Annotated in this window: 21 protein-coding genes and 1 riboswitch; of the genes, 16 read left to right on the top strand and 5 right to left on the bottom strand. The window is 45.7% G+C overall.

Annotated features, from left to right (window positions below):
* Positions 1-40: 40 nt before the first annotated feature.
* Positions 41-976, bottom strand: a complete 936-nt coding sequence (gene corA / locus J2T16_RS09180; RefSeq protein WP_090919837.1) for a magnesium/cobalt transporter CorA — start codon at positions 974-976, stop codon at positions 41-43.
* Between corA and J2T16_RS09175 the strand changes: the two genes are divergently transcribed.
* The 7 genes from J2T16_RS09175 to J2T16_RS09145 all read left to right on the top strand — a co-directional run bounded on the left by J2T16_RS09175 (position 975) and on the right by J2T16_RS09145 (position 8,629).
* A complete protein-coding gene (locus tag J2T16_RS09175; protein WP_154983010.1) occupies positions 975-1,223 on the top strand; it encodes a hypothetical protein in 249 nt (82 codons plus the stop codon). The genes corA and J2T16_RS09175 overlap by 2 nt on opposite strands.
* 211 nt (positions 1,224-1,434) lie before the next feature.
* Positions 1,435-1,559: riboswitch (SAM riboswitch) on the top strand.
* 126 nt (positions 1,560-1,685) lie between these two features.
* The gene (gene metA, locus J2T16_RS09170) at positions 1,686-2,603 is read left to right on the top strand and encodes a homoserine O-acetyltransferase MetA (RefSeq protein ID WP_090919840.1); all 918 of its coding nucleotides are present in this window, start codon (positions 1,686-1,688) and stop codon (positions 2,601-2,603) included.
* A 24-nt stretch (positions 2,604-2,627) separates the two neighbouring features.
* On the top strand, positions 2,628-3,812 hold the full coding sequence (locus tag J2T16_RS09165; RefSeq protein WP_499018185.1) for an aminotransferase class I/II-fold pyridoxal phosphate-dependent enzyme: 1,185 nt from the start codon (positions 2,628-2,630) through the stop codon (positions 3,810-3,812).
* On the top strand, positions 3,809-4,990 hold the full coding sequence (locus tag J2T16_RS09160; protein ID WP_339837262.1) for a trans-sulfuration enzyme family protein: 1,182 nt from the start codon (positions 3,809-3,811) through the stop codon (positions 4,988-4,990). The genes J2T16_RS09165 and J2T16_RS09160 overlap by 4 nt, the downstream gene beginning before the upstream one ends.
* A 242-nt stretch (positions 4,991-5,232) precedes the next feature.
* Positions 5,233-6,369, top strand: coding sequence for a cyclic dehypoxanthinyl futalosine synthase (gene mqnC / locus J2T16_RS09155; RefSeq protein ID WP_154983012.1), 1,137 nt, complete (start codon positions 5,233-5,235; stop codon positions 6,367-6,369).
* 275 nt (positions 6,370-6,644) lie between these two features.
* Complete coding sequence (locus J2T16_RS09150; protein ID WP_499018184.1) at positions 6,645-7,577, top strand: aldo/keto reductase; 933 nt, start codon at positions 6,645-6,647, stop codon at positions 7,575-7,577.
* Positions 7,578-7,615: 38 nt separating this feature from the next.
* Positions 7,616-8,629, top strand: coding sequence for a zinc-binding alcohol dehydrogenase family protein (locus J2T16_RS09145; protein WP_499018183.1), 1,014 nt, complete (start codon positions 7,616-7,618; stop codon positions 8,627-8,629).
* A 123-nt stretch (positions 8,630-8,752) separates the two neighbouring features.
* Here the strand turns inward: J2T16_RS09145 and J2T16_RS09140 are convergent, their stop codons facing one another.
* The 4 genes from J2T16_RS09140 to J2T16_RS09125 form a co-directional block, all read right to left on the bottom strand.
* The gene (locus tag J2T16_RS09140) at positions 8,753-9,658 is read right to left on the bottom strand and encodes a YitT family protein (RefSeq protein WP_499018182.1); all 906 of its coding nucleotides are present in this window, start codon (positions 9,656-9,658) and stop codon (positions 8,753-8,755) included.
* Between the two features lie 121 nt (positions 9,659-9,779).
* On the bottom strand, positions 9,780-11,018 hold the full coding sequence (locus tag J2T16_RS09135) for a cation:proton antiporter (protein ID WP_090919859.1): 1,239 nt from the start codon (positions 11,016-11,018) through the stop codon (positions 9,780-9,782).
* Positions 11,019-11,022: 4 nt separating this feature from the next.
* Complete coding sequence (locus J2T16_RS09130; protein ID WP_090919862.1) at positions 11,023-11,517, bottom strand: cation:proton antiporter regulatory subunit; 495 nt, start codon at positions 11,515-11,517, stop codon at positions 11,023-11,025.
* A gap of 335 nt (positions 11,518-11,852) precedes the next feature.
* Positions 11,853-12,254: a hypothetical protein gene (locus J2T16_RS09125; protein ID WP_154958242.1), complete on the bottom strand. Its 402-nt coding sequence runs from the start codon at positions 12,252-12,254 to the stop codon at positions 11,853-11,855.
* A gap of 232 nt (positions 12,255-12,486) precedes the next feature.
* Here J2T16_RS09125 and J2T16_RS09120 point away from each other — a divergent pair, with 232 nt between their 5' ends.
* From J2T16_RS09120 to J2T16_RS09080, 9 genes are all read left to right on the top strand, one after another.
* On the top strand, positions 12,487-13,431 hold the full coding sequence (locus J2T16_RS09120; RefSeq protein WP_154958241.1) for a putative sporulation protein YtxC: 945 nt from the start codon (positions 12,487-12,489) through the stop codon (positions 13,429-13,431).
* Positions 13,432-13,834: 403 nt separating this feature from the next.
* Positions 13,835-15,772, top strand: a complete 1,938-nt coding sequence (thrS, locus tag J2T16_RS09115) for a threonine--tRNA ligase (RefSeq protein ID WP_090919871.1) — start codon at positions 13,835-13,837, stop codon at positions 15,770-15,772.
* Positions 15,773-16,226: 454 nt separating this feature from the next.
* On the top strand, positions 16,227-16,739 hold the full coding sequence (locus tag J2T16_RS09110) for a 3D domain-containing protein (RefSeq protein WP_373323211.1): 513 nt from the start codon (positions 16,227-16,229) through the stop codon (positions 16,737-16,739).
* 112 nt (positions 16,740-16,851) lie between these two features.
* On the top strand, positions 16,852-17,061 hold the full coding sequence (locus J2T16_RS09105) for a hypothetical protein (protein ID WP_090919874.1): 210 nt from the start codon (positions 16,852-16,854) through the stop codon (positions 17,059-17,061).
* Positions 17,062-17,320: 259 nt separating this feature from the next.
* Positions 17,321-18,370 (top strand): cell wall-active antibiotics response protein LiaF, encoded by a 1,050-nt coding sequence (liaF, locus tag J2T16_RS09100; RefSeq protein WP_336122191.1) that lies wholly within the window; start codon positions 17,321-17,323, stop codon positions 18,368-18,370.
* Positions 18,371-18,373: 3 nt separating this feature from the next.
* Positions 18,374-19,411 carry a sensor histidine kinase gene (locus J2T16_RS09095; protein ID WP_090919880.1) on the top strand — a complete coding sequence of 346 codons (1,038 nt, stop codon included), beginning with the start codon at positions 18,374-18,376 and terminating at the stop codon, positions 19,409-19,411.
* Positions 19,408-20,070 (top strand): response regulator, encoded by a 663-nt coding sequence (locus tag J2T16_RS09090; protein ID WP_154886857.1) that lies wholly within the window; start codon positions 19,408-19,410, stop codon positions 20,068-20,070. Before J2T16_RS09095 ends, J2T16_RS09090 begins: the two co-directional genes overlap by 4 nt.
* 149 nt (positions 20,071-20,219) lie before the next feature.
* Complete coding sequence (locus tag J2T16_RS09085) at positions 20,220-21,866, top strand: S1C family serine protease (protein WP_339837282.1); 1,647 nt, start codon at positions 20,220-20,222, stop codon at positions 21,864-21,866.
* 181 nt (positions 21,867-22,047) lie between these two features.
* Positions 22,048-22,737 carry a response regulator transcription factor gene (locus J2T16_RS09080; protein ID WP_090919888.1) on the top strand — a complete coding sequence of 230 codons (690 nt, stop codon included), beginning with the start codon at positions 22,048-22,050 and terminating at the stop codon, positions 22,735-22,737.
* Position 22,738 lies beyond the last annotated feature (1 nt).

The following is a 22,738-nucleotide window of genomic DNA, read 5'->3' as shown; positions in this document are numbered from 1 at the left end:
ATTCTTTAAATGGTATGATATAGCGGATAGAGCGGTCGTTTCAGATCCAGTCTTTTTTACGGAAAATAAAGAACATCGTCAGACCGAGTGTAATCATCAGGCCGATAACAGCATAATACCCGTATTTCCAGTGTAATTCGGGCATGTTGTCAAAGTTCATTCCATAAATACCGGTGATAACGGTCAGAGGCATGAACACGGTGGTGATGGCGGTAAACACACGCATGATCTCATTCGCGCGGTTAGCGATACTGGACTGATAGGCTTCTCGCAAGTTGCCCATCAGATCGCGGTACGTTTCAAAGGTTTCCGATATTTTTACGGCGTTCTCGTAAATGTCGCTGAAATATTTTTGCAGCTGATCATCAATGAGACGCAGATCTTTTTTGTTGAGTGTATTAATGACCTCTTTTTGAGGTCCCAGTACTTTCTTCAGCCACAAAATCTCGCTTCGCAGACCGATAATCTCATTCAGATGTGACTTTTTGGTATGCATCAGAATGTCTTCCTCAAGTTTCTCAATTCGCGCTTCAATTCGATCACCAACGGTGAAGTAATTGTCCACAATCAAGTCAACAAGCAAGTAGAGGAGACGATCTGGACTGCTGATTTCCTGTTCCCAGAGAATCGGCTTCAATGTACGTAGTTCGCTGATCTTTTGTTTGGTAACCGTAATGATAAAATGTCTACCGAGAAAGAGATTGACTGCACGCAGGAAGATCTCTTCATCATCAAAACGAATGCTATTAATCACGATAAAATAATGGTTCTCATAAATCTCAATCTTCGGACGCTGTTCTTCATCACTCAAGCAATCCTCAACAGCCAGATCATGCATGGAGAACAGCGGCTGAAGTACAGCCAAATCGTCCACGTCCGCATCAATCCAGTAGAACCCTTCTGCTGGTGGAGTCAGCGCTTGCTGAATGTCATCCACCGGGATAAATACACCGTTGTTAACCAACCGGATTTTCATGTTATCTACTCCTTGTGCACCCGCCGTCTTGGCGGATTTCATCGTTAATATGGGCGCAAAAGAACAGATCAGCCGGTCGGCAGCGGAGCCTGTTATGAGGACTGTACTGCGTCATCAATCTATAATCAAACGGAAGAAACGTCCCGCTGCCGACATGCTGATGTCAATTCTCTATGCAGTTGTTCGGAATTCGACTGCCAGTTGGGCCTCGGGTCGCCATCCATTTAATATGTCACCTCTCACATAAGGGCTTATAAACACTTGTCTAGTATACCGCTGGTCTAGGGTGCTTTCAAGCGCAAAAATGTGTCTATTTCACGCTCTGAGGCAGTGTATGACAACGGATGATGAACGGTTCCGAGTTTAGGTTCAAAACCAATCAACTGGTTCTTGACGTGAGGGCAGTAATGTTTTAAAGTAAAAGTTAATATATCTGAATTAAAATTGAATACAGCGAAATCTTATCAAGAGTAGGTGGAGGGACCAGCCCGATGAAACCCGGCAACCGGCGATATAACGCACGGTGCTAATTCTTGCAGCGACCAAGCATCCTTGTGATGCTGTTGTAACTGAGAGATGAGAGAGGCGCATATCTGTTTACATATGACCTTTCTCGGAATCCGAGAGAGGTCTTTGTCATATGCAGAGCTTCTCAGAGCGTGATTTTCGCACCAGATGCGACCCATGAAAAAGGAGGAGTCAACTCACTATGCCAATTAAAATTCCAGACACATTACCAGCCAAAGAAGTGCTTGAGAGCGAGAATATTTTCGTCATGGACGAATCATCCGCATACAAGCAGGATATTCGTCCGCTCCGGATCGCCATACTGAATCTGATGCCTACGAAGGAAACGACGGAAACGCAATTGCTTCGTCTGGTAGGTAATACACCGATTCAAGTGGATGTTGTGCTGGTACACCCCAAATCCCATACTTCCAAGAACACATCTCAAGAATACCTGGATCTCTTTTATAAAACATTTGATGAGATCCAGCATCGCCGTTTTGACGGGATGATCATTACCGGTGCACCGGTAGAGCAAATGGATTTTGAGGACGTGAATTATTGGGAAGAGATTCAGGAAATCTTTGAATGGACCAAAACGAATGTAACTTCGACGATGCATATATGTTGGGCTTCTCAAGCAGGTCTATACCACCATTTTGATGTACCCAAAGTTCCGCTGGATGAAAAGTGTTTTGGCGTATTCCCGCATACGATCAACAAACCTCATGTTCCAATACTGCGTGGATTTGATGAAGTGTTCAACGTTCCACACTCCCGTCACACGGAGGTACGACGCGAGGATATTGAGAAAAATGATAAACTCGAAATTTTGGCTGAGTCCGAAGAAGCAGGGGTATTCCTGGTTGCCACCAAGGACGGTAAGCAAATTTTTGCCACAGGACATGCCGAGTATGATCCGTTTTCATTGAAATGGGAATATGACCGTGATGTTGCCAAGGGATTGGACATCGCGCTGCCGAAGTACTACTATCCAAAGGACGATCCTTCTCGGATACCTCCGGCTACATGGCGTGCACACGCTAACTTATTATTCTCTAACTGGCTCAATTACTATGTGTATCAGGAAACCCCTTACGATATTGGCCCACAAATCTAATCAAGATTACAGGAGGATGCAGTAATGGAAGATAACAAGTTGAAAATTGAAAGCCGTTTAGCTCAAATTGGGTCCATCAATGAACCCGTAACAGGTGCTGTTAACTTTCCGATCTATCAATCCACTGCGTTTCGTCACCCGAAGCTGGGACAAAGCACGGGGTTTGATTACATCCGTACAACAAACCCAACGCGCAAAGTATTAGAGGAAGCAGCAGCGGCTCTAGAGTCCGGTGATGCGGGTTTTGCCTGTAGCTCGGGCATGGCAGCACTGCAAACGATCTTTGCGATGTTCGGCCAAGGGGATCACCTGATTGTTTCTCTAGACCTGTATGGCGGTACATATCGCCTGTTGGAACGGATTTTGTCCCGGTTCGGTGTAACTGCAAGTTATGTAGATACGAACGATCTGGAAGCATTGGAGAACATCCGTCAGCCGAATACGAAGGCTGTTTTCATCGAGACACCAACTAATCCGCTCATGATGATTACGGACATTCAAGCTGTTGCTTCTTGGGCGAAAAAACACAATCTATTAACCATTGTAGATAATACGCTACTGACTCCATTCTTCCAGCGTCCGATTGAACTTGGTGCCGATATTATCATCCATAGTGCGACTAAATATCTGGGCGGACATAATGATGTGCTCGCTGGATTGATCATCACCAAAGGTGAAGCCTTGTCTGCCGAGATGGCGTTCCTTCATAACTCCATTGGAGCTGTGTTATCACCGAGTGATTCATATCAATTGATGAAAGGGATGAAAACACTGGCTCTTCGCATGGAGCGTCATGAATATAACGCACTTACCATTGCGAAGTTCCTCTTGGAACATCCGGCTGTAGCTGAAGTATTCCACCCTGGTTTGTCCGATCATCCTGGATATGAAGTTCAGCGTAAGCAGTCTTCCGGCAATACAGGCATTTTTTCGTTTAAAGTGAAGGATGCACGTTATGTTGAGCCATTGCTGCGTCATATCCAATTGATTGCATTTGCAGAAAGTCTCGGTGGTGTAGAATCACTCATGACCTATCCTGCGGTGCAGACCCATGCGGATATTCCGCTTGAAATTCGTGACGCTGTAGGTGTGGACGATCGTCTGCTTCGCTTCTCGGTAGGCATCGAACATGCAGAAGATTTGATCGCGGATCTGAATGAAGCATTGCTGGCAGCACAGCAGGAAGTTGAAGGAGGCGTAACCTCATGAGTGAATCGAGTAACCATAAGCCCAGTACGTCGGAGCTGAAGTTTGACACCAAGCTGCTTCACTTTGGAGATGAAATTGATAAAACAACAGGTGCCTCAAGTGTACCGATTTATCAAGCTTCCACGTTCCATCACTTTGATATCTTTAATCCGCCGCAACATGATTATAGCCGTTCAGGTAATCCGACTCGCCAGGCTCTGGAAGATTACATCGCGTTGCTTGAGGGCGGGGTACGCGGATTTGCATACTCGTCAGGGATGTCTGCAATCTCCAGTGTGTTCATGATGTTCTCCGCAGGGGATCATATAATCGTAACGGAAGATGTATACGGTGGGACATATCGTCTACTCACAACGATACTAAGTCGGATGCAGATTGAGACTACTTTTGTTGACATGACCGACATTGAACAAGTCAAAGCAGCAATCAAGCCTAACACGAAGGCCGTATACATGGAAACACCTTCCAATCCGACCTTGAAGATTACGGATATTGCCGCAGTTACGTCCTGGTCCAAGGAGCATGATCTGATTACCATTCTGGATAATACGTTTATGACACCGTACTATCAGCGTCCTATTGAGCTCGGCGTAGATATCGTTGTACATAGTGCTACGAAGTTTCTCGGTGGTCACAGTGACGTGCTGGCTGGTCTGGCTGTTGCGCGTACAGACGAGCTGGGCAGACAATTGAAACAGTTGCAAAACGGACTAGGTACCGTTCTCGGAGCTCAGGAATCTTGGCTTCTGATGCGTGGGATGAAGACCCTGGGTGCGCGGATGGCTCACAGTGAACAGAGTACTGCAAAACTGGCCACATGGCTCAAAGGGCGTCAGGATATAACAGCCGTGTATTACCCTGGACTTGAGGATCATCCGGGCCGTGAAGCGCATGAGCGTCAGTCGACAGGTTACGGAGCCGTAGTATCGTTTGACGTCGGTTCAGGTGATCGTGCAAAAGCTGTCCTGAATCAGGTGAAACTACCCATTGTCGCTGTAAGTTTGGGAGCAGTGGAGAGCATTCTTTCGTACCCAACGATGATGTCTCATGCAGCTATGCCTGCGGAAGTTCGACATGAGCGTGGAATTACCGATGGGTTGCTGCGTTTCTCTGTAGGGCTTGAGGATATTGATGATCTGATTGCTGATCTCGAGCAAGCGTTGCAAGCCACGCTATAAATTGAACGACTAAATAGGTGCACGTTAAAATCGGATGCAGCTAGCATTCAAACGGTTTTCATATGTCAAAATTTTAACTTATTTTATAAGCACCTTTTCATAAGGTGCTTTTTTTCACATGTAACCTGTGTTACGATATGTGGAGTACAGAAATGCGATGTTACAGCCACGACTTGCTTTTTGCTAACAAGCCGGGAGTGATCGTCGTATTATTTTCTCTTTACGAGGGAGGCTTTTTTACGATGAGTACGGTAGACCGTATCTTAGATAAAGCCCTTCGGGGCGAACGTTTAGACTTGGAAGACACAATTCAGTTATTTGAATCAGACGAAGTGGACAAAATCGGGGCAGCTGCCAATGTAATCATGAAACGTATGCACCCTGAACCATACAGAACATTTGTTATTGGGCGTAACGTCAATTACACGAATGTGTGCGACGTATACTGCCGTTTTTGTGCTTTTTACCGCAGACCTGGTTCAGAAGAAGGTTATGTGCTTCCGGATGAAGTGATTTTCCAGAAAATCAAGGAAACTGAAGATGTCAACGGAACCGAAATTCTGATGCAAGGTGGAACGAATCCAAATCTGCCTTTCAGCTATTATACGGACTTGTTGAAAGCGATCAAGGAACGTTTCCCGAATATTACGATGCACTCTTTCTCACCAGCCGAGATTATGAAAATGGTTGAAGTATCCGATGGTCTTACGCTGGAAGAGGTAGTGCGTGCCATTCACGATGCGGGACTTGACTCCTTGCCAGGTGGCGGAGCCGAGATTCTTGATGACCGTACACGCCGCAAAATCAGCCGTCTGAAAGGTTCATGGCGCGACTGGATGGATGTGATGCAGACTGCTCACCGAATCGGTATGAATACAACCGCTACGATGGTTATTGGTCTGGGTGAATCCATGGAAGAGCGTGCGCTGCATCTGATGCGTGTACGTGAAGCGCAGGATGAGTGTATTGCCAATAAGTATGATTCTGAAGGCTTCCTCGCTTTTATTCCGTGGACATTCCAGCCAGATAATACGAACCTTAAGCTGGAGCGTCAGACTCCACAGGAGTACCTGAAAACGGTAGCGATTAGCCGTCTGGTGTTAGATAACATTAAAAACATCCAATCTTCCTGGGTCACAATGGGACCTGAAATCGGTAAGAAATCACTCGAATTCGGCTGTAATGACTTCGGCAGCACGATGATTGAAGAGAATGTTGTATCCTCCGCAGGAGCAACATACAAAGTGAACATTGAATCCATTCTGCGTCTGATTCGGGAGTCTGGTTATATTCCGGCACAGCGCAACACCCGTTATGATATTCTGCGTATGTTTGATGAAGAAAGCATTGTGCCTAAAGATTTCGTAATGCAGAACTAATCCCTACATTTATAGAAAAGCAATATGGTTTTTAATTTATGTCACATCATGTGAAGTAAATAGAAACTCGTTCCGCTTAAAAGGGCCAAAGTAGATTAAACCTGCTTTGGCCCTTTTCGTTGTGCGTACCTGATTCAGGTACAGTTCTCCTTTTATCCAGGAATCGAGATCATTAAACAGTACATATTACGCATTTGACGATATGTTATATAGATTTTTAACTGATACAATGGAGGGACAGTTGTGTAGTCAAACCTGCTGGGAGGAACGAATCGATGAAAACAAGAAAATTGGGAAAGACAGCATTAGACGTACCTGTTTTGAGCTTTGGCGCATCATCACTGGGCTCTGTATTTCGTGATATTGACCGGGATGAAGGGATTCGTACCGTTCATGCAGCGATCGATGCAGGTATGAATTATATAGACGTGTCGCCGTACTACGGTTTAACCAAGGCGGAGACGGTACTCGGTGAAGCAATCCGTAGTTTGCCGCGTAGCTCTTATACGTTATCAACCAAAGCTGGACGGTATGGTGAGAACGAGTTTGATTTTTCTCGCAAGCGTATTTTGGAGAGTGTACAAGAGAGTCTGGCAAGGTTGCATACGGATTATCTTGATATTTTATTTTTACATGATATCGAGTTTGTGGCTCCTGAGATCATCATTGAAGAAGCTTTTCCAACATTGTTAGACCTGAAAGAGAAAGGCGTGATTCGTTACGCCGGAATCTGCGGTTTGCCGTTGCCTTTATTCGAAAAAATGTTGCCGCAGCTTGATGCGGATGCCATTATCTCCTATTGTCATTATGCTCTAAATGATACGTCATTGTTATCGCTACTGCCGTTACTCGAGGAAAAAGGGGTTGGACTTGTAAACGCTTCCCCACTTTCAATGGGATTGCTTAGCACGCGCGGAACACCGGCTTGGCATCCAGCGGGTGAACGGGTAAAAGAGCTTTGTTTGACAGCTGCCCGCTTCTGCGAGGAACAAGGCAGTAATATCGCCAAGCTGGCAGTACAATTTTCTACAGCAAATGAACAAATCCCAACAACTCTCGTTAGTAGCGCGAGCCAGCAAAACATTGTCAACAACGCGGCCTGGGTTGAAGAACCTATAGATAAGCAACTTCTGGAAGAGGTATTACGTATTCTGGCTCCATTAAACAATGAAACTTGGCCGAGTGGTCGTGCTGAATATAACGGATAGTTAAATATATCGTCGAATGGATCTGAGGGGGAACAGTGATGAGAGCTATCGTATGTGAAGAAATTGATCGTTTGGTGCTGAAGGATTTGCCGCAGCCCGAAAGAGGTGAGGGAGAAGCGTTGGTCGCTATCCAGCGAATTGGTATCTGTGGTACAGATTTGCATGCGTACAAAGGCAATCAGCCGTTTTTTACGTATCCTCGTATACTTGGTCATGAGCTTGCAGGTATCATCGAAGAGATTGGCCCGAACGAGGCAGGTTTACAGCCGGGAGACCAGGTAAGCATTATTCCTTATCTGCATTGTGGACATTGTATTGCTTGTCGTTCAGGCAAAACCAATTGTTGTGCATCCATGCAAGTGATGGGTGTACATGTGGACGGTGGTATGAGAGAACGGATTACAGTGCCTGTTTCCCATCTGCTGAGAGCAGAGGGGTTAACATTAGATGAGACAGCTATGGTTGAACCACTTAGCATTGGGGCTCATGCTGTGCGCAGAGCTGCACTTCAACCAGGAGAGCGTGTCGTTGTTATTGGAGCCGGACCTATCGGGCTGGGAGTCATGGCCTTTGCCAAACAAGCAGGTGCATACGTTATTGCTGTGGATCGAAATCTGGACAGGCTGGAATTGAGCCGAACCTGGGCCGGGGTGGATGAGATCGTGCAGGCGGATGAACAGGCTCTGCAGCGGGTATTCGAGATTACTGGCGGTGATTATGCCACGGCTGTATTTGATGCGACAGGTAACGTACATTCCATGAATGGCGCGATACCTTATGTGGCTCACGGTGGACAGTTGATTTTTGTTGGGCTGGTGAAGGCGGATATTACGTTCCATGACCCGGAATTTCACAAGCGTGAGATGAGTATGCTGGGCAGCCGGAATGCAACACGCGAGGATTTTGAACAGGTGTTATCGACGTTGCGTGACAAAAAATTAACGATGGATGGTTATATCACACATCGAGCACCTTTTGAAGAGCTGCCAACCGCAATGGACACTTGGCTGTTACCCGAATCTCAAGTGGTTAAAGCAATCGTAGAATTATAAATTTTCACAATTTGAAGATGTGTACGAAGAAATGCTCTCTTCCCGGTTAATGAGCAATGGAGAACGATCCATTAGTTCATGGGAAGAGAGCGTTTTGTTATATCGTTATTTTCGCTAGCTATTTCATTTTTCTGGATTCGAGATAATACCTGCGTGAGGGTCAATGTGCCGAACAATGGATTTTAACCAGATAATTTCCAGGAAATGTACTTCGTAATAAAGTGTTCCTGGAATCTGTTTGATCCAGACCTCCGCGTCAGCGATCGGGGAAGACTCAAGTGTTGCACTTAGCTTCCCTGGTTCCCTGCGCAGGCGGTTTCGTACAGCTTTTTCAACTTGAGCACGTTGCGTGGTCAGAATGCATATTTTGCGTTTGGAGGAGAATCCCCGGAATGCAAGGTACACCATTTCATAGGCAATCAGATAAGCGATGATAGAATACATGGCCTGATCCCAGCCAAAAACAACACCAGCAGCTGTCAGTATGATCAAGTTAAGCAGCATGATTATTTTTTCGATAAGCATCCGTTTCCCGCTAAACACACGTTCAGGTGGCCGAGAAGACGGATCACCGATTTCCAGCGTATCCAGTGTCCCACCATACCGAACAACAAGCCCGATTCCGAGCCCCAGGCATAACCCGCCAAACATGGCAGCAGCCAAAGGATGCTCGACGAGCGGCGGCATGGGATGTAGCACAATGGCACCGATCGAAAAGACAACCAAACCCAGAACAGTTACAAGTACAAACTTTTTCTTCACGATCCTGTAGGATAAAAATATAAACGGAACATTGAATAAAAACAGGAATAAGCCGATTCGTAGCTCCGTCCAGTGTGCGAACAGAGAAGAGATCCCTGTTATGCCACCAATAATAATTTTATTGGGGTGCAGAAACAACTCAAGTCCGACGGAGGCCAGTATTCCGCCAATGATGACCAGAAACAGATTCAGCCAGCGGCGGGAGGGCGCTATGCTACTCTTCGTAGTACGTGGCACCGGATTAGCCGATATCAGAGGTGTTTTCACATGTCCATCCTCCTTCAGTGCGGCTTCGAGCCATTCTCCCTGGGTTCTTCACAGAAAGGTCAGCATGTAGCCGCTCAGTTGCTTAATACAAACATAGGTCTGCTCTGCACAGACATGTTACTTAGCCTTCTTTCTGCAGAACTTTAGGTTCCTCTTTTTTCTTGCGAGGATCTTTGAACTTGAATATTTTATCCAAAATACGGAATACGTGTTTGGACTCTTTGGTTAACAGCGGCCCCAGAATAGCAAGGATTAATACATACAGCGCGGCAAATGGTTGAAGCAATGGTAACAGTCCACCGGCTTTACCCATATTGGCCATAATAATGGAGAACTCACCACGAGATACAATGGTTAATCCGATATTAGCAGATGCTTTTGGTGAAAGTCCTGCACTGCGTCCAGCCAGCATACCTGCGAGGAAGTTACCAAACAGTGTAATCACTACAGCAATCAAAGCGAGCCAAACGGCTTCACCACCAAGGGACAACGGATCAATAGATAGTCCGAAGCTGAAGAAAAAGATAGCTCCAAAGAAATCTCGGAACGGCAGAATCAGATGTTCGATCCGTTTAGCATGTTCCGTTTCCGCAAGCACAAGACCAACGAGCAACGCACCGATGGCTTCAGCAACATGAATCGTTTCGGAGAAACCAGCGACAAGGAACAATGCCCCGAAAACAACAAGTGAGAATAATTCATTGGAACGAATTTTCAGCAATTTATTCAGTAGCGGTGTAGCTTTACGTCCGAGAATGATGACTACAAGCATGAAGCCGAGAGCAATCAGTGCGGACATGATTACGCCTCCAATGGAGGATGAATCACTGAGTACAAGTCCGGACAGGATGGAAATATATACGGCGAGGAATACGTCCTCAAACATAATGATACCCAGAATCATCTCGGTCTCCGGATTGGCTGTTCGTTTCAAATCAACAAGCACCTTGGCAACAATGGCACTAGACGAGATCGTTGTTATGCCTGCAATGATGAGTGCCTCAGCTGCCGGGAAACCGGAAGCAAAACCGAATACTAATCCGAGTGTGAAGTTAATCCCGATATAGATCGAGCCGCCAACAACGATGGAGCGACCCGATTTGACTAAACGACCTACAGAAAACTCCAATCCCAGATAGAACAAAAGGAATAGAATACCGATTCGACCCATAAAGTCGATGAACGGCTGGCTTTCAATAAATCGGAAGTCCAAATGCCAGATTTGCATGGCATGTGGTCCCACGGCCATCCCGATCAGAATATAGAACGGAACAACCGAAAATCTCAGTTTTGCGGATAAAAGGCCGGCTGCTGCAATAAGCACCAGCGCGAGCCCCACTTCAAAAATCAAATGGTCCATCGAGTTACCCCCTTCCCGTCAGGAGGAGGGACTTGAAAAGCTTCTGCTGGTTGCGTTCGCCAACGGCGACTACCGTAGATTCTGCGCTAATCACAACCTCCGGACCTGGGCTGATGTGTTTTTTATGATTTTTCTCCACAACGGCAATGACCGTTGCACCAGAGTTTTGACGTACATTCAATTCACCAATGGATTTGCCAATGCATCCAAATGAAGCTTCGATTTTGTACCATTCGATAATCAGATCATCAAAGGTAACTTCAATATTTTCAAGTTGCTTCGGTTTGTAAGTTAATCCGCCAACGATCGCGGCAATCTGTCTTGCCTCATTGTCGTCAAGTGTAATCATAGAGATGCTTTGATCCGGGTCATCATATTCAAAATGATACATTTCACGGCGTCCATCATCGTGAATAATAATGACGATTTTATCACCGCTGCTCGTTTCAATTTGAAATTTTTTGCCGATTCCCGGCAAGTCTGTTTCGCGTACATCCATGGATAGTATGCCTCCTTAGTAATTGAGGCTGGCCATAGAAGGAAGGCCTTTCTTCCCGTAATCAATTGATCTGCTGCTCAGGCGGAACATCAAGTGTTGCAGGGAAACAGAGCCAGTAATTCCTGACACAGCCGAATATATGATGTGTAATCAAGATCAGTTTTGTGAAATAAAGCTCAACAAATAAACGAACACATATAAAGTTCAAACCAGTTGTTTCAAAAGTAACGTTTACATAATGGGTTATAAGTTATGCATGAGAACACCGTCTATAACAAGAGGTGGCTCCATGCTCTGGCAACCTGACGAATACGGCAAACAGGCTCTTAACGAGCTCAGGCGTATCTCGGTGCCATTGGGGAGAGGGATAAATACATACTGGTGTATTTAATTGGCAACAGAAATAATCTGCGCTTGAACAGACAATACCACGGTTTAAAAGACAGACCTGCTGTAGGAATTCGCAGCACGATTAATAATGCGAGGACAAGAAATACAGGCTTGGTTTGCTTAACTGCAGCCAGCTTAGACATTACTTGCGGATTTTTGCGAATGACAGGTTTCTGCTGAGACTCGGGTATTTGAGACAGCACTTCAAGCCCTTCTTTATTCGAAGTGGCATCGACGGATACACCAACGGCAGACTCGGTCTGCATTGGAACCGGGAAGCACAGCGCCTGAAAAACGCATAAAATGATGATAATCATGTGATGGAGCAGTCTAGGATGTTGTCTCATTTTCGGCTTCCCCCCTTCCGTGAAGATACTGTTATAAAAATAATAACACATTTTTGCGTGATCTCCAAACCATTCATTTATAGTTCACGAAACCTTCTATTATTCTTTTTGCCAAAAAACTTTTGCTCGCGTTTTATGCTGAGAAATCATGACACCCTTTCCATCAAACCGCTTCGTATATCCCTTTGGGCCTTGCCATATACTTTGAAGAGAAAGGAAAGGAGTGATTCTTATGGAACTGTTTACAGTATGGACCGATGTGTCTGGGCAAGAGGAGGCAGCCCTTTTTCAACAATGCATTAAGGAAAAAACCAAAGGTTTACATATAAGTAAAAGAGGCTTCCGGCTCACCTTCAAACATAAGGATGGCAGAGCAGTCTGGACGTGCAGAGGCAATGAGAATCACGAAGATTTCCAGCAGTGGTTGCCACGAATCAGTGATTTGCTTTCCCTGGGTATTGCGGATTATATAATGGAAACACAGGAACGAAGCATGGTAGAGAATATTATTGCCAAATCATGCTCGGTAATGGATGAACACGAAGTTGAGAAGGTTCACCGCATCTGCATGCCGCTGCTCGTGAATAGTGACTTGCATCAACCGGGCCTGCGGGAGCGCCGCCGTGCAACATTAGCGAGAGGTTTAAGGCAGGATTTGGAGGACATCCATTTTTTCCATCTCGAAGGAATCCTGAATTTCCGTATACGTGCCTACAAGCAGGAATTGCAGGAGCTCGTGGAATATGCACTCGATGAGTTCTGGATGGATCGTCAATATGAAGAGTTCATGGGACTGTTGAAGTATTTTGTGTTTTTTCAGGAGGCTAAAGTTCCTCTAATCCATCTGATCCACAAGGGCAAACATGAATTTCAGGTGCTTGATGCAGGACTTAATCTGTTGCCTGTGCAGAAGGATGAGCAGGTGGTTGTGGAGATGCCAGGACTGGAACTGGAGATGGATATCGAGGATATGATCGTGAGTACACTTATTTCCATATCACCCGAAAAAGTCATGCTACACACCAGCACTCCCGAGTTGCCCATCATCTCGACGATATGCCAGATTTTCGAAGATAAGGTGCAGATATGCCATCAGTGTCCCGAATGCGAAGTGCTCCGTTCTGGATTGCTCACAAGTCTTGACGCAGGCGATCTGGGCAATTATAATAACTGTTGATACAAAAGCGTTGACAAAGACAAGAGCCACACGTTAGATCGGTGCAGAGAGAGGAACCTGGGCTGAAATTTCCTCCGGATATCGCGTATGGTTTACCCCTTTGGAGCTGCAATTTTGAAAATAAAACCGGTTACCCAACCATTTGAAGGATGGCGGTTTTGTGAGTAAGGATTTGCCGGGTCATGCCCGTTACCGACATGCCAATGAGGGCTGTTTTCCTAATATGAGGAACAATCAGCTGAATTAGGGTGGAACCACGAGATATAACACTCGTCCCTTGACCGGGACGGGTGTTTTTTGCGTTCTTTTTCGTTGATCTAAGGGCGAACTGGAAATACGCAATAGATGATCAGTCCATTGCATGAAAATGAATGATGTATATTTTACAGGAGGAATGAGACAAATGGCAGTAAACATTAAACTACCGGATGGTTCCGTACGTGAGTACGCAGATGGGAGCAGTATTGAGGATGTAGCCGCTTCAATTAGCAGTGGGCTTCGCAAAAATGCCGCAGCAGGAAAACTGGATGGCATCGTGGTGGATCTGTCCACTCCAATTCATGAAGGGGCTTTGGTGGAGATCGTAACGCTGGATTCCCCTGAAGGTCTTGAAGTGATGCGCCACAGTACAGCTCACTTGCTGGCTCAGGCGGTAAAACGTCTGTACGGTAACAAAGAAGTTCATCTGGGCGTAGGACCAGTCATCGAAGATGGCTTCTACTATGACATGGATCTCGAACATCCGCTTAACCCGGAGGATCTGCAAAAGATCGAGAAAGAAATGGAGCGCATCGTCAATGAAAATCTGCCTATCGTGCGCAAAGAAGTAAGCCGTGCGGAAGCCATCAACATTTTCAATGAAGTCGGCGACCCATACAAACTTGAATTAATCAATGCTCTACCGGAAGATAGCGTAATTACGATCTATGAACAAGGCGAATTTTTCGACTTGTGCCGTGGACCACACGTTCCATCTACAAGCAAGATTAAAGTGTTCAAACTGATGAACGTAGCGGGTGCATACTGGCGCGGGGACAGCAAGAACAAAATGTTGCAACGGGTGTACGGTACTGCTTTTGTGAAAAAAGCACAGCTGGACGAGCACTTGCATTTCCTGGAGGAAGCGCGCAAGCGTGACCACCGTAAACTGGGTAAAGAACTGGAAATGTTCACGTTCTCGCAACTCGTGGGTCAAGGTCTGCCGATCTGGTTGCCTAACGGTGCGAAATTGCGTCGTACACTGGAGCGTTATATCGTTGATCTGGAAGAAAGCCTTGGTTATCAGCACGTTTACACTCCTGTATTGGGGAACGTAGAGCTGTACAAAACTTCCGGTCACTGGGAGCACTACCAGGAAGACATGTTCCCGAAAATGATCATGGACAATGAAGAACTGGTTCTTCGTCCGATGAACTGTCCTCACCACATGATGGTGTACAAATCCAATATGCACAGCTACCGTGATCTTCCGATCCGTATTGCCGAACTGGGTATGATGCATCGCTATGAAATGTCAGGTGCGTTGACAGGTCTGCACCGTGTACGTGCGATGACACTGAATGACTCTCACATCTTTGCACGTCCGGATCAGATCAAAGAAGAGTTTGCTCGTGTTATCGAATTGATCCAAACGGTATATAAAGACTTTGGCATTCACGAATATCGTTTCCGTCTATCTTACCGTGATCCGCAAGACACCGAGAAATACTTCCAGAACGATGAGATGTGGGAAATGTCTCAGCGTATGCTGCGTGAAGTTGTGGAAGAACTTGATCTTCCGTTCTATGAAGCTGAAGGCGAAGCGGCGTTCTACGGTCCGAAGCTGGATGTACAGATCAAGACTGCACTTGGCAAAGAAGAAACACTTTCTACCGTTCAACTGGACTTCTTGCTCCCTGAGCGCTTTGAGCTTGAATACGTTGGTGATGATGGACAGAAGCATCGTCCGGTCGTTATCCACCGTGGCGTAATTAGTACAATGGAACGTTTCACTGCATTTTTGCTGGAGAACTTCGCAGGTGCATTCCCGCTTTGGTTGTCTCCAGTACAAGCCAAAGTCATTCCGGTATCCGGAAATTACGACGAGTATGCGCGTGAAGTAGAAGCGAAGCTGAAACGTGCGGGAATCGCGGCGGAAGCAGATCTTCGCAATGAAAAACTGGGTTACAAAATCCGTGAAGCACAGCTGGAGAAAATGCCTTACATGTTCGTTGTGGGCGAGAACGAGAAAAATGCTGCATCGGTATCCGTACGTAAACGCGGAGAGGGCGATCTAGGCATGAAGCTGGTGGATGAGATTGTTGCTCAGTTGAAAGAAGAAATTGCTTCAAGACAAGTCTAGTTTAGAATCCTGTGTTGTAAAATAAATCTAACGAAACCGTCTGAGAACATGGCTGAACCCATCGTTTTCAGACGGTTTTTGTGTTCTTTTTGTACCTATAGTCTGACAAAAGGTATAGGATAGATGCTTTTTGGTAACCCTTTGCAAGTGAGGGGGAGGTTATACCATGAAAAAGCATTTACTAAAATTCAATGAAAACCACAAGTTCATCATCATGTGCTGCTTCATATTTGCCGGGATTTTGATGAGTTTCAATGAGGCCAAGGCCTATATATTTGAAGAGGAAAGCACGATCATGCATGTCCAGGAAACGAACAATAATAACAAACAAGATGTAGCTCGTAATTTAAAAGCCGAGCAGACAGGAGAGCAAAATCAACTCGAACCTGTATACACAGACGAGGCTCAATTGACCACACTCGTGTACATGGCTTTTATGTGGTCTCCACAGCCAATGGTGTTGCCAAAACCTGAATTACCAGCCAAACGAGTGATTGATCCTGCTGACCCGGCCATGCCAGTGCTGGCACCGCGTTCAGAACAAATTTTGGAAACCCAGAAGGTGACGGCAACAGGATATACAGCAGGAGTCGAATCCACAGGTAAAACGCCAAAACATCCGCAATACGGTATAACGTATTCTGGGGTAAAGGTTCGACGGGACAAGGAAACCGTATCTACCATTGCAGCAGATCCGAAGTTATTTCCGATGGGTTCCATATTGTATATACCTGGTTATGGTTACGGTATAGTTGCGGATACAGGTTCGGCCATTAAAGGCAACAAGATCGATCTGTATTTTCCGACGACCAAGCAGGTGTACAAAGAATGGGGTAAAAAGGATGTTGAAGTACAGGTTATCAAGCAGGGTGCAGGGAAATGTACGGAGCAGATGCTGGCGGAGTTGTCCAAAGCGATTGATGTCTATAAAACTGTACCGGATTCCTGGCTGGACAAAGCTATCTGAGAATGGAATGTTATGCCTGAATAACAAAATGGCTCTCTTCACATAATATTGACTGGGGACGAACCCCGCACTGCAACAGGCAGTGTAAATATGAAGAGAGAGGTGATTCGTTGTGGCAAAGAAATCCCAAGGGTACCAAACGCCGAACGAGAAGTATGATGCTGAATTTGGACAGGAGAATGGAAGCGCCGCGTCTAAAGTGAAGCAATCCGCTCAAAACAAAGTACAAGACAATTTCCAAACACCTGATGAAAAATATAATGCCGAGTTTGGTGTAGAAAACACAGGTCAAACCGGCCGTGCAGGAAAAATGAAAAAGTAAGTTGCCACGGTTCAAGCATTAAACTATGCAAGATGAATAAAGAATCGATGATGATTTGTACACCCTGGAGCGGTTGCTCCGGGGTGTTTTCATTTTCATGTTCCTGATTTCATGTTCCTTTTCTAAAATGATTAAAATTTACATAATTCTCCTCAGGCCTCAGTCTCGAGACCGAGACAAATTACACCTGTCGGCGCTGTTAACCTTAGCATGTCTAAGGTACACTGGATATAGAATAAAGACAAAGGAGACATGAGTGATGAAACGATCTACGCTAGACCGTTTGTGGGTTGGCATACCTCTTATCGCTATAGGTGCAATGATCTTGCTCAGACAATTGGGATATGACATTGATGTAGGATATATATTTAGAACATACTGGCCGGTGTTTTTGATCTGGTGGGGAGTGAAAGGCTTGACGGAAATTCGCCGTAACGGGGGATATGCTGCTATTGGGCCCGTTGTTGTGCTTTCCATAGGTGGATTCTTCCTTGCGCGTAACTTGGGCGTGATTGGTTATTCCCTAGGAGAATTCATTCGTTATCTAGTTCCAATTCTGCTGATCGGCGGAGGGTTATATGTACTAATTGGACCAGGTCATCGGGATCGGAAACCTCCTGGAAATGGAAGCAAAACACCGCCTCCACCGCCTGAGCAGCCTTATAAGCCGTTGTCCCCTCAAGATTTGGAGATGCCCTCATCATTCGATGAAGAGTTCGAGAAGACCTTTGGCAAACCAAAGCAAGAGCAACCCTCCAGTAAGCATCAATCCTTTCATTCCGAAGAGGGGCCGAACCTGAAAAAAGACAGTGAAAAGTTCGGACAGTCTCATCAGAAGTACCATTCACATTCGGATGATCCAAAATTTGGAGGCTTTGGCCACGCTAATTCTCATAACTATAAGTATGGATATGAAGAAGGCTATGGCAAAACAATTAATAAATCCACTTTCATTGGTGATTTTCATATGGGCAAAGAAGTGTTTACGCTGAAACCGATGAATATCTCCTCTTTTATTGGGGATACCGTTATTGATTTGACCAAGGCACAGATCCCATATGGAGAGACCAAAATTGTCATTTCACATTTTATTGGCGATGTTAAGATTTTTGTTCCAGAAGACATGGATCTGGGCATTTCACTGACCAGCAGCTCTTTTCTGGGAGACATGAAGCTTCTGGGTACAAAACGTGGAGGTTTTTTGGGAAATGCGCAGGAGGAAACTCCGCACTACCAAGAAGCCGGTAAGAAGCTCCGCATTATTGTCAGTGTTTTTATTGGCGATGTCAAAGTAAACAAGGTGGATTAACCTATGATTCGAACGATTCTTAAGGCAAACAAGTGGGAACTGATGACGTATTTCGTGTTGACCGGATTGATCACACTGGGCGGATTCTATCTGTTATATGGGGATGTGCTTACAGGGGACAATCGCAATCGGGCATGGACATATATCGGAGTTGTCGTTGTAGGTACTGTGGTCACCGGCTATATCGCCGCATTGCGGCTTCAGCGCAAAATTGATTTGCTCGATCTCAATATGTTGAAAGTATCTAAAGGAAATCTTGCGGTTCGCATGCCTGATGCGGAAGATGCTTCTTTTGGACGGGTGTATCAGGAGTTTAATGTGATGATGGAGTCCATTGAGAAAAAAATGAGGTTACTCCAGCGGCTTGGTGAGCAAGAGGTTATTGAAAAGGAACAGGCTTCTGAGCGTGCCGTTATCGAAGAACGTAAACGTATGGCAAGGGATCTGCATGACACAGTGAGTCAGCAACTATTCGCCATGCATATGTCTGCTTCATCCCTTCCACGTCTGCTAGAGATGAATCCGGAGCATGGTCGCAATGTGCTCGACCAGTTAATTCAGATGTCTCATATTGCACAGCGCCAGATGCGTGGATTGATCGCGCAACTCAGGCCGATTGAATTGGAGGGACGCGACCTAACTGCAGCACTCGACAGCTGGTTCCCTGATTATTGTCGGCAAAATGGTTTAAAAGGCGTGAAAGAGCTGGAGTTGGATGGCGGAGTCTCTGATGCCATTGAGCACCAGCTGTTTCTCATTATTCAGGAGGCTGTAGCCAATGTTGTTAAACATGCTGAAGCTGGACTCGTTAGTCTGGCTATCCGGGAATCGGAGCATCAGATCAGCATGAGCATCAGTGATGATGGGCAAGGTTTCTTGCAACAGACGGAGCGACCAGGCTCATATGGGTTGTCCACGATGCGAGAACGTGCCGAGAAGCTGGGCGGTCAAGTGCAGATTATATCCAAGCCTGGGGCGGGTACGACGGTACGAGTGCTCATCCCGAAATTTGATAACGTGTCCGAGGAGGAATCAGAATGAATGGCAAAGTAAACGTAATGATTGTGGATGACCACGATATGGTACGAATGGGCTTGAAGACTTACCTCATGCTGGAGCCTACGTTCCATGTGATGGCAGAAGCAGGTAACGGGCAACATGCACTCGATCAGCTACGTCAGATGAAGGATTCGGAAATGCCGGACCTGATTCTGATGGATCTGATGATGCCGGTGATGAACGGAGCTGAGGCTACGCAAGCCATTATGTCTGAATTTCCGAATATGAAGATTGTCATGCTGACCAGTTTTCTGGAAGATGATCTCGTTGTTCAAGCGATCGAGGCAGGAGCAGTAAGTTATGTGCTCAAAACGGTATCCGCCGAAGAACTGATCTATGCTCTTCAAGGTGCTAACCGAGGGATGCCTGTGATGACAGGAGATGTCTCACAGGCGTTAACGCGAGGCATCCGGCAACGGACGGCGAGGGACAGTGAATCTGGACTTACCGATCGGGAGAAGGAAGTACTTCTACTTATTGCTGAAGGGAAAACCAACAAAGATATCGGAGAAGAATTACATATCAGTATTAAAACCGTTAAAACACATGTAAGTAATTTGCTGATGAAATGTGAGATGGATGATCGGACACAACTGGCGATTTACGCACATCGGCAAGGATGGGTGAAGAAGCAAGGCTGAAAATGTTGCTATGACGGGAAAAAACAGCAAATATTGCATGCTTTTATCTCCTTTTTAATTGTTTTTAAGGTACGATTAAGGTTCAAAGTACAAAATAAGGACAGTTAAAGAATATCTCTTGCGAATAAGAGATTGGGAGGTAGAGAGGCATGGACGAACGTAATTATAGATCAAATCGACAAGATGAGGAAAAAGAAACGAATCAAACTGAAAATCGGAATCCTGCCGGAAATGATGACTCCTCGTATTATTATTCTTACGGACCATTCCAGTCTGTGAGTCAGGAAGATACAGCTAGTGGCAATGGGCCAGGGCAAGAAGGAAATGTGGAGATTACAAGACCAGATCCAATAAAACCTGTACCTTCTTACCATAATAATGACTCCTCTGGTCAAACGGGCAGAATGTCTGGCGGCGGTTCGGGTCATGGCGGAGGTCAAGGAAATGGAAATAACAATGGTAACTGGAACTATAACAACCGCAGACCAAGGTCTTCTGTAAGATCACTTCTGTTCTCCTTTATCGCAGGTATGTTAGTCATCACTGTGTTGATGTACACAGCCGACAGAACGAACATGTTCACACCACAAGCCGCGCTGACGAATAACGGAACGGAATCTGCTCAGGAAACACCGAGTAATACAGGTGGAGGTAACAATGTGACGGCGTCCTTGCTACCGACAGGTAAAGAGGATGTATCCTCTGTGGTGAAACAGGCGAGCCCGGCTGTCGTGAAAATTGAAACGCTGGCTAAACAGTCCACACGTGGTTCTGGACAAGGTGGAGCAAATACAAACGATCCGTTGTATCAATACTTCTTTGGTGGCGGACTTGGTGGACCTAACGGAAATCAACAACAACAAGAACAAGGTCAACAGCCTCAACCTCAAGCGAGCAATCAACTCGTACCCATGGGGATCGGCTCCGGATTTATTTTTGATAAAGAAGGCTATATACTGACGAACCAGCACGTTGTTCAAGGTGCAGATGTCATTCAGGTAACACTTGAGAACAATAGCAAGCCATATGAAGCTAAATTGCTCGGAAGCAGTTTTGATCTTGACCTTGCCGTGTTGAAAATTGAGAAAAATAGCGGTGATAAAGATTTCCCTGTAGCACCGCTAGGCAACTCAAATAGCACACAAGTTGGTGAATGGCTTGTAGCGATTGGTAACCCTGAAGGTTTTGAACATACAGTAACTGCAGGTGTTCTTAGTGCCAAAGAACGTACGATCAGCATTCCGGATCAAGAAACAGGTAAAACACGTGAATACAGCCACTTGTTGCAAACAGATGCTTCGATTAACCCGGGTAACTCGGGTGGTCCGTTGCTGAATCTGAACGGAGAAGTTATCGGTATGAACGTTGCTGTAAGTGCGGATGCTCAAGGTATCGGTTTTGCAATCCCGTCCAGTGTCATCTCTGAAGCGGTGAAATACTTGAAAGAGAACAAAGATGTTCCCAAAGAACCTGTACCGTTTATCGGTGCTTCTCTGATGAATCTCACCCCGGAAGTGGCCAAACAAATGGGAACAAATATTACGGAAGGTTCAGTTGTTGCAAGCACGGTGTACCAATCTCCAGCTTACCAGTCTGATCTGAGACCGTATGATATCATTACCGGCGTAAATGGTACTTCAAAAGCAACAAGTCAGGATTTGATCGACTTTATCAAGACTCAGAAAGTCGGCGGAGAGATTACGCTTAATGTTGTACGTGACGGCAAGAAGATTGATGTGAAAGTGAAAATTGGCAACAAGTATGATTACGATACAACACAAACACAGCAACAATAATTGCAACCAGGTTGAAGTAGATGAAGGTAAGAACGGAAGGGTTTAAGGCCCTTCCGTTTTTTTGCACGATGTTTCTGTTCTGTTTTTGCATAGTTTCTCTATTATGGATTATGGAGAAGATGCGAATCAGGCTTTGGCCTGTTACAATGGGGATACAACGATAGGGTAAAGGAGAAAGACCATGCGCTCAACGATTTTAATTGTAGATGACGACGAGAAAATTGTGTCTATGCTGCGCCGAGGCCTGGCATTTGAAGGATATGAGGTTCAGACAGCTTCTAACGGAGCAGAAGGCCTAAGCAAGCTGATGGATAAGGAGCCGGATATCGTAGTGCTCGATGTGATGATGCCGCAGATCGATGGCTTTGAGGTATGCCGCAGATTGAGAGAAGCAGGTAGTAAAGTTCCTGTGCTGATGCTTACTGCAAAGGATGAGGTTCAGAGCCGGGTGACCGGACTGGATACCGGTGCTGACGATTATTTGGTGAAGCCGTTCGCACTGGAAGAATTGCTCGCACGTGTCCGTGCTTTGCTGCGTCGCAAAGCGGATATCTCCAACGTGGTAGACAATCGCCTAGTATATGAAGATATCATTCTGGATAACGATTCACGCGAAGTGCTCCGAGATGGCAAACGTCTTGAACTGACAGCAAAAGAGTTTGAATTGCTTAATCTGTTTATGCAAAATCCGAGAAGGGTACTGTCTCGTGACCTCATTATGGACAAAATATGGGGATACGATTATAGCGGCGAGTCCAATGTGTTAGAGGTCTATATCGCGATGCTTAGACAGAAAACAGAAGAGCATGGAGGCAAACGTCTCATTCAGACGATCCGGGGAGCCGGCTACATTTTGAGAGGTGACTCGTAAC

It is taken from the genome of Paenibacillus intestini, from assembly GCF_030803945.1.
Classification (GTDB): domain Bacteria; phylum Bacillota; class Bacilli; order Paenibacillales; family Paenibacillaceae; genus Paenibacillus; species Paenibacillus polysaccharolyticus.
The sequence above is the reverse complement of the archived record's forward strand: the minus strand, read 5'-3'. Positions and strand labels throughout refer to the sequence as shown.

Excerpts from the sequence above, each read along its gene's own strand:
- metA (WP_090919840.1), top strand. The coding sequence starts at position 1,686 with ATGCCAATTAAAATTCCAGACACATTACCAGCCAAAGAAGTGCTTGAG.
- J2T16_RS09135 (WP_090919859.1), bottom strand. The coding sequence starts at position 11,018 with ATGGACCATTTGATTTTTGAAGTGGGGCTCGCGCTGGTGCTTATTGCA.
- J2T16_RS09145 (WP_499018183.1), top strand. The coding sequence starts at position 7,616 with ATGAGAGCTATCGTATGTGAAGAAATTGATCGTTTGGTGCTGAAGGAT.
- J2T16_RS09095 (WP_090919880.1), top strand. The coding sequence starts at position 18,374 with ATGATTCGAACGATTCTTAAGGCAAACAAGTGGGAACTGATGACGTAT.
- J2T16_RS09110 (WP_373323211.1), top strand. The coding sequence starts at position 16,227 with ATGGTGTTGCCAAAACCTGAATTACCAGCCAAACGAGTGATTGATCCT.
- J2T16_RS09165 (WP_499018185.1), top strand. The coding sequence starts at position 2,628 with ATGGAAGATAACAAGTTGAAAATTGAAAGCCGTTTAGCTCAAATTGGG.
- J2T16_RS09120 (WP_154958241.1), top strand. The coding sequence starts at position 12,487 with ATGGAACTGTTTACAGTATGGACCGATGTGTCTGGGCAAGAGGAGGCA.
- J2T16_RS09080 (WP_090919888.1), top strand. The coding sequence starts at position 22,048 with ATGCGCTCAACGATTTTAATTGTAGATGACGACGAGAAAATTGTGTCT.
- J2T16_RS09130 (WP_090919862.1), bottom strand. The coding sequence starts at position 11,517 with ATGGATGTACGCGAAACAGACTTGCCGGGAATCGGCAAAAAATTTCAA.
- J2T16_RS09125 (WP_154958242.1), bottom strand. The coding sequence starts at position 12,254 with ATGAGACAACATCCTAGACTGCTCCATCACATGATTATCATCATTTTA.
- J2T16_RS09160 (WP_339837262.1), top strand. The coding sequence starts at position 3,809 with ATGAGTGAATCGAGTAACCATAAGCCCAGTACGTCGGAGCTGAAGTTT.
- liaF (WP_336122191.1), top strand. The coding sequence starts at position 17,321 with ATGAAACGATCTACGCTAGACCGTTTGTGGGTTGGCATACCTCTTATC.
- J2T16_RS09175 (WP_154983010.1), top strand. The coding sequence starts at position 975 with ATGTTATCTACTCCTTGTGCACCCGCCGTCTTGGCGGATTTCATCGTT.
- J2T16_RS09085 (WP_339837282.1), top strand. The coding sequence starts at position 20,220 with ATGGACGAACGTAATTATAGATCAAATCGACAAGATGAGGAAAAAGAA.
- J2T16_RS09150 (WP_499018184.1), top strand. The coding sequence starts at position 6,645 with ATGAAAACAAGAAAATTGGGAAAGACAGCATTAGACGTACCTGTTTTG.
- thrS (WP_090919871.1), top strand. The coding sequence starts at position 13,835 with ATGGCAGTAAACATTAAACTACCGGATGGTTCCGTACGTGAGTACGCA.
- J2T16_RS09090 (WP_154886857.1), top strand. The coding sequence starts at position 19,408 with ATGAATGGCAAAGTAAACGTAATGATTGTGGATGACCACGATATGGTA.
- mqnC (WP_154983012.1), top strand. The coding sequence starts at position 5,233 with ATGAGTACGGTAGACCGTATCTTAGATAAAGCCCTTCGGGGCGAACGT.
- corA (WP_090919837.1), bottom strand. The coding sequence starts at position 976 with ATGAAAATCCGGTTGGTTAACAACGGTGTATTTATCCCGGTGGATGAC.